The sequence below is a fragment of the Mycobacterium sp. genome (assembly GCF_040398885.1).
In the GTDB taxonomy this organism is placed as follows: domain Bacteria; phylum Actinomycetota; class Actinomycetes; order Mycobacteriales; family Mycobacteriaceae; genus Mycobacterium.
In genome coordinates this window covers 1-6,542 of record NZ_JBBATF010000166.1, presented here as the reverse complement: position 1 = coordinate 6,542, position 6,542 = coordinate 1, and the positions used below count along the sequence as shown (strand labels likewise).

At 70.1% G+C, this 6,542-nt stretch carries 6 protein-coding genes; 1 reads left to right on the top strand and 5 read right to left on the bottom strand.

Translation table 11 applies throughout. From position 1 onward, the window contains the following. Positions 1 to 172: 172 nt before the first annotated feature. Positions 173 to 1,975: an Ig-like domain-containing protein gene (locus ADBZ5U_RS13615; protein ID WP_526811042.1), complete on the top strand. Its 1,803-nt coding sequence runs from the start codon at positions 173 to 175 to the stop codon at positions 1,973 to 1,975. Positions 1,976 to 1,997: 22 nt separating this feature from the next. On the opposite strand, the gene ADBZ5U_RS13610 is transcribed toward ADBZ5U_RS13615, so the two are convergent. The 5 genes from ADBZ5U_RS13610 to ADBZ5U_RS13590 form a co-directional block, all read right to left on the bottom strand. Continuing rightward, entirely contained in the window at positions 1,998 to 2,969 is a 972-nt protein-coding gene (locus tag ADBZ5U_RS13610; RefSeq protein WP_526811040.1) for a magnesium transporter CorA family protein, read from the bottom strand. Between the two features lie 66 nt (positions 2,970 to 3,035). Then, on the bottom strand, positions 3,036 to 3,482 hold the full coding sequence (locus tag ADBZ5U_RS13605) for a universal stress protein (RefSeq protein ID WP_526811038.1): 447 nt from the start codon (positions 3,480 to 3,482) through the stop codon (positions 3,036 to 3,038). A 163-nt stretch (positions 3,483 to 3,645) separates the two neighbouring features. Further along, positions 3,646 to 4,485, bottom strand: a complete 840-nt coding sequence (locus tag ADBZ5U_RS13600; RefSeq protein ID WP_526811035.1) for a L,D-transpeptidase — start codon at positions 4,483 to 4,485, stop codon at positions 3,646 to 3,648. A gap of 33 nt (positions 4,486 to 4,518) precedes the next feature. Continuing rightward, positions 4,519 to 5,115, bottom strand: a complete 597-nt coding sequence (locus tag ADBZ5U_RS13595) for a hypothetical protein (RefSeq protein ID WP_526811033.1) — start codon at positions 5,113 to 5,115, stop codon at positions 4,519 to 4,521. Between the two features lie 180 nt (positions 5,116 to 5,295). Beyond that, positions 5,296 to 6,542 (bottom strand): helicase-related protein (locus ADBZ5U_RS13590; RefSeq protein ID WP_526811031.1); only part of this gene is annotated, 1,247 nt, incomplete at its 5' end.

Sequence of the window (6,542 nt, the reverse complement as noted above, 5' to 3'; positions counted from 1 at the left end):
TGCGCTCCGGCCAACGACTGCGCTCCGGCCAACGACTGCCGCCGCGTCACCCATCGTCAGCAGTCCGCTCCCCCCGACGCCGGAAAAGGCTGCAGCGCAATCGGTTTCGGTTCTTCCCTCGCCGGCGTCAGCGCCGGCATCCGGCGCCCTTTCCGCAGCCGCGACTCCGCCCGTGCTGGGCACCGCAAACCCGCTGACCGACCTCTTCGGATCCGCGCCGACGGTGCCGGCCGAGTCGCCGGTCTCCTGGGTCGTGCTCGCCGCGGCCCGAAGGACCAGGCCCGCCGCCGCCACGACCGTCGACCCGTTCACCGCACTGTTCGACAACACCCCGCCCCGGGTGACCGCGACACCGACCGGCCAGTCCGGCACCGGAGTGATCACCGGCCTTCTCGACGTCACCGACCCGGACAGCGCACCGGTCGGCGTCGCCGTCACCCGGCCCCCGGCGCACGGCACCGTCTCGGTCGGCGGCGGGCGCTACACCTACACCGCCGATCCCCTGCAGGCCCACACCGGCTACACCGACACTTTCGCGGTCACCGCCGGCGATGCCGACAGCGGATTCCACATCCACGGCATCGGCGGCCTGATCAACCTGATGACCTTCGGCCTGCTCGGCGACAGCGGCCACACCACCACCAGTACCGTCACCGTGAACGTCGCGCCGTTCAACAACGCGCCGACCGCCACCGTCTCCGTGGGTGCGCCCGATCCGGTCACCGGCGTCGTCACCGGCCGGGTGATCGGCACCGACCCCAACGGCGACAGGCTGAGCTACCACGGTTCCACGCTCACCGCTAAGGGCGCGGTAATCGTCTCCGGCACAGGCGAATTAAGCTATACCCCGACCGATGCGGCCCTGACCGACGCCGCCGCGCCCGACGCCACCCAGGCCGACCGGCAGGACAGCTTCACCGTCACGGTGGACGACTCCCACGGCGGGAGCACCGCGGTGCCGGTGCTGGTGGCGATTGCCGGGCACCCCGCCCCGGCCGAACTTTCCACCTTCTGCGGCTGCACCCTGATGCCGGCCGACACCGTGTTCCACGCCGACGTCCGCAACCTGCCCGTCCTCCCGCAGTCGCAGGCCTGGGTGGGACTGCTCGGCGGGAACCTGCGGGCCGCCTGGGGCGGCGAGGTGTGGATGAACAACACGGCCGGCATGCCGGTGAACACCGTCGGCGCCACCCGGCCCACCGAGACGGTCATCTTCAACCGCGGGCTGTCCACCTCCGGCCCGAGCATCGACGACCGGCCCTACGCCATCCCGGACCGCCCGCTGGTCGAGGGCATGCCCAACGTCCCGGCCTGGGACCGCCACCTGCTGGTGTTCCGGGAGGGGACCTGCACGTCCCAGGAGCTCTACAACGTCGCCAACGGCGTGGAACTGCCCGCCAACAGCCCGCTGGACGCGCTCGGCAACGCCACCTACGCCGGCCTGTACGGCTCGGCGTGGATCGCCGAGGCCGGGGTGCAGGTCGACATGAACTCTCCGCTGTATCCGGCCAGGGGCTGGGCGAACGCCTCCCGACTGCCGTACCTTCCGCTGATTCTGCGGCCCGACGACCTGGCCCGCGGCAGCATCGACCACATGCTGGGCATCGCGATCGCCAAGGACCGGGGCACCGGCTACACCTGGCCCGCCCGGGCCGGTGACGGGACCGGCGCCAACCCGGACGGCGTTCCGATGGGCACGGTGCTTCGACTGCGGCCGGACTTCGACGTCTCCGGCTACGACCCGGCCACCCAGGTGGTCCTGCGGGCGCTGCAGGAGCACGGCGCGGTGGTGTTCGACTCGATCGGCGCCGGGCAGGACGGGGCGACGCTGCTGGCGATGAGCAACGGCTGGAGCGGAACCGATTACCTGACCGCCCAGCATGAGCTGCGCACCGTGCCGCTGAGCGCGTTCGAGGCGGTCGACGTGCTGAGCCTGGCCGCCGACCCGTCGGCCGGCTGGGCGATCCGGATCTAGCCGACCGGCGGCCGTCGGGCCGCTACAGCCAGTCGCGTCGCTTGAATCCGGCGTACAGCGCGATCGAGGTGAGGACGCTGACCAGGGCGCTGGCCCACACCCCCCAGTTGTTCCCATACCCCGGATAGGGGATGTTCTGGCCGTACCAGCCGGTGACCAGGGTGGGCACCGCGATGATGGCCGCCCAGCCGGTGAGCTTCTTCATGATGGTGTTCAGCCGGGCGTCCTGCAGGGACAGGTTGGTCTCGAAGACGGTGGTGACCATGTCGCGCAGGGATTCCGTCCACTCCGCGGCTCTGATGACGTGGTCGTAGAGGTCGGAGTACCAGCCGTCGAGGCCCGCGGCGTCGGTTCCCGGCGCGCCCCGACGCATGATGGTGTTGACCACCTCCCGCATCGGCAGCACGATGCGGCGCAACTCGACGAGTTCCTTGCGCAGCCGGTAGGTGTCTCGCTGCAACCGGCGGGTCTGGGAGCGCTCGTCGAATAACCCGTCCTCCAGCGACTCGATGGCGTCGTCGAGTTGCTGGATCGTGTCGAACTGGCCGTCGACGACGACGTCGAGGATGCCGTGCAGCAGCGCCGGACTGCCCTCGCGCAGCAGATCGGCGTTGTCGTCCCAGCGGCGCACCACCTCGTCGATATCGAAAACCGCGTTCGCCGAATCGGTTTCGTGCCGCACGGTCACCACGACTGCGGGCAGCACGAAGATCGACACCCGTTCGGTCAGCAGCCGCGACTCGATCGAACCCGGCACCTGTGGTCCCAGCGCGGTGGCGTACACCGTGATGAAGGTGTGGGTGGCGTAGCGGGTGGCCTTGGTCCGCTCGGCGTGCTCGACGACGTCCTCGACGGCCCGGGGATCGAAGCGCAACTCACCGGCCAGTTCCGACAGCGTGGCGTGATCGGGGTTGAGCAGGTCGACCCAGACCAGGGACCCGTGCCGCCCCAGATGCCCGGAGACGCCCTCGAGGGGGAAGTTCTCCGCCAGCAACCGGCCGTCGGACCACAGCCGGGTGCGGACCGCCCGACTGTCTGCGGCAGCGTCCGTGCCCGCCTCCTAGCTCGTGGTGTGGACGATCAACACGTCGGTCCTGGATTTCCGCGCGACGTTGGCCGGCACCGAGCCCAACAGCCGGCCGGCGATCGTGTTGAGACCCACATTGCCGACCACCAGCAGATCGGCGCCGACCTCGTTGGCCACCTCGACGAGCACATCGACGGGGGCGCCCTCGACGGCGCGCTCCTCGACGTTGGTGGCGCCGGCCGCGCGGGCCCGATCGGCGGCGTCCCGGAGGATGTCGTAGATGGGGGCGTTGCCCACCATCTTGTAGCCCTCGTCCTTGAGCGTGTCAGCCGCCCGGGTGTCCTCGGACGAGGACAGGTAGGCGGTGGTCACGATGACCCTCCCGTCCGGACCGGATGCCAAACTGCCGGCCTTCTCGACCGCGCGAAGCGAGGACTCCGATCCGTCAGTGCCGACGACCACGGTGTTGTAACCGCCCATTCGTACCCTCCAGTGCCTGAATCCCGGCGCCGACCGAGTTCCAGCGCCAACCGCAAACAGTAACGCCTCCGCGGGTCGCAGAAGAGCGATTCACCGTCGTACGTGACCTCGGCGACATCCCTCCGATCGAGCTTCACCCAGGTCAGGAAGGCGGTGCGGTGGCTCAGTAGGCGTTACCGATCTCAGGCTGCGACGGGACCTCGAGGCTGTTCTCCCGCACGATCACCGGGTCGCCGATGTTGACCGTGTCGAAGTACCACTCCGCGTCCTCGGGGCTGAGGCTGACGCAGCCGTGACTGACGTTCTCATGCCCGAGTGAGTTGACGGCCCAGGGCGCGGAATGCACGAAGAGCCCCCGGGCGGTGAACCGGACGGCGTGATCCACGGTGAGGTGATACCCGTCGGGACTGTTGACCGGGATGCCGACCGTGCTCGAATCCATCACCACGTCGCGCTCCTTGGCGAGCACGGTGTAGATGCCGACCGGGGTGGGATATCGCGGCCTGCCCATGGTGGCCGGGAAGACCCCCGCCTCGCCCCAGCGGGGCCGGTGGTGGGGCGCCGGTAGCGATGTGGGCGGCCCGGCATGGGCGCCGTCGATGGTCACCGTGAAGGTGTGGTCGGCGATGCTGGCCACCCCGATGACGGCCGGACCGGTGGCGAATTGCGTCGGCCGGCCGGCCACCGACAGTGCCACCGTGCTGTGCGCCGGCCAGAAACCGTCGGGCGACCACTGAACGACGTCGTTGCCGAGCCACTGGAACCTCCCCGTCATCGCGGGGTCGGATTCGAGGTCGAGGGCGCGCTCGGCGGCCGCCCGGTTGGCGACGGGGCCGCTGAAGGTGACCACCACCGGGTGCGCCACACCGACCACATCGCCGGGTTCGGGTTCCACCGACACGACGGTGGCCCCCGGGGATTGGCCGGCGGCGGCGAGACTCACACCGGTCGGCCCCGCCAACACACCCGCAGCGATCCCGATCATCGCAACCAAGGCCCGCATCGCCCTGCTCCCGTCAGATGCCGAGTGCCGGGCTCAGCCGGCGGCCGGCGGGCCTGGGACGATCGGCACGCCCGGATTGGGCGCGCCGGCCGGCGGTGGACCGGTGGGCGCCCCCTTGCCCCCTACCCCCGCCATGTCGAGGATCGGGGCGCCGACCGGAAGCGGAACCCCGCCCACCGCGGCGCCGACCGGAAGCGGACCGGCGAGCGCGCCGGCGCCGACCGGGGGAACCACGACCGGAACCGGCGGCACCCCGGCGGGCACCGGGGGAACCACGACCGGAACCGGCGGCACCCCGACCGGAACCGGCGGAACGACCGCCGGAACCGGCGGCACCACGACAGGAACCGGCGCGCCGAGCGCTGCCGCGCCCGCGGGGACGACCACAGGCAGCGGCCCGGGCAGTGCCAACGGCACACCGGCCATATCGGCCACCGGGGCACCGGCGCACGGCACTGCCGCACCGCCCGCCGGGACAGCGGCGACCGCGCCGGCGGCATCCTGGACGCAGGCGTAGCCGCCGGTCTTCAGCGGGGTCGCGGCCACATCCGGGGCGACAGCCATTGCGGCCCCGAACAACCCGGCGACGGCGAGGAACTTGGTGGTTGACCGAGTGATGGTGCTTGACATCGTTTCTTCCCATTCCGTGTTGAGGTCTGAGGTGAAACTACAGACCTGTAAGACGGCGGACGGGGTGGCGAACCGGGGGTTATCGAACCGTGGCCAACCGGAAGCGCCACGGTTATACCGCGCAGGTGGGAAGCCTTTTTGCACCGGCCGACCGGACCGGTCGGGGCGTCGTCCGCCGGTTCACCTCAGGCCTGCGGCGTCCATGCCGCGCAGTTCCTTTTTCAGATCCGCGATCTCGTCGCGAAGGCGGGCGGCCAACTCGAACTGGAGATCGCGTGCCGCGGAAATCATCTGCGCGGTGAGTTCCCCGATCAGGGCTGCCAGCTCGGCCCGCGGCATGCCGGACGTGTCGCGCCCCTCCGCGATGCCACCGCTGACGGTTCGGCCGGCCTCGCCCCGGGCCCGCCGGCCGCGCGAGGCGTTGCGGCCCGACCCGCCTACCGGGACGTCGGCTTCCGTGGCTTCGGTATCCGAGGCCTCCCGATACACCTGGTCGAGGATGTCGGCGATTTTCTTGCGCAGCGGCTGCGGGTCGATGCCCCGCTCGGTGTTGTAGGCGATCTGCTTCTCACGACGCCGTTCGGTCTCGTCGATGGCCTCGCGCATCGAATCGGTGAGCTTGTCGGCGTACATGTGCACTTCGCCGGACACGTTGCGGGCCGCCCGTCCTATGGTCTGGATGAGGCTCCGGGCGGAACGCAGGAAGCCCTCCTTGTCAGCGTCCAGGATCGAGACCAGGGAAACCTCGGGCAGGTCGAGACCCTCCCGCAGGAGGTTGATGCCGATCAGCACGTCGTAGTCGCCCAGGCGAAGCTGGCGCAGCAACTCGACCCGGCGCAGGGTGTCCACTTCGGAGTGCAGGTAGCGCACGCGGATGCCCATTTCGAGGAGGTAGTCGGTGAGATCCTCGGCCATCTTCTTGGTCAGGGTGGTGACCAGCACCCGCTCGTCCCGTTCGGCGCGGGCGCGGATCTCCCCGATCAGGTCGTCGATCTGCCCCTTCGTCGGCTTGACGATCACCCGGGGGTCGACCAGCCCGGTGGGACGGATCACCTGCTCGACGACCTCTCCCCCGGTCTGCGCCAGCTCATAGGGACCCGGGGTGGCCGACAGGTACACCGTCTGGCCCACCCGGTGGCTGAACTCCTCCCAGGTCAGCGGTCTGTTGTCGACGGCGGAAGGCAGCCGGAAGCCGAACTCCACCAGATTGCGTTTGCGTGACATGTCGCCTTCGAACATGCCGCCGATCTGCGGGACGGTGACGTGGGACTCGTCGATGACGAGCAGGAAGTCCTCGGGGAAGTAGTCCAGCAGGGTGGCCGGCGCGGACCCGGCCGGGCGGCCGTCGATGTGTCGCGAGTAGTTCTCGATGCCGGAGCAGAAGCCCACCTGGCGCATCATCTCGATGTCGTAATTGGTCCGCATCC

Excerpts from the sequence above, each read along its gene's own strand:
- ADBZ5U_RS13605 (WP_526811038.1), bottom strand. The coding sequence starts at position 3,482 with ATGGGCGGTTACAACACCGTGGTCGTCGGCACTGACGGATCGGAGTCC.
- ADBZ5U_RS13600 (WP_526811035.1), bottom strand. The coding sequence starts at position 4,485 with ATGCGGGCCTTGGTTGCGATGATCGGGATCGCTGCGGGTGTGTTGGCG.
- ADBZ5U_RS13595 (WP_526811033.1), bottom strand. The coding sequence starts at position 5,115 with ATGTCAAGCACCATCACTCGGTCAACCACCAAGTTCCTCGCCGTCGCC.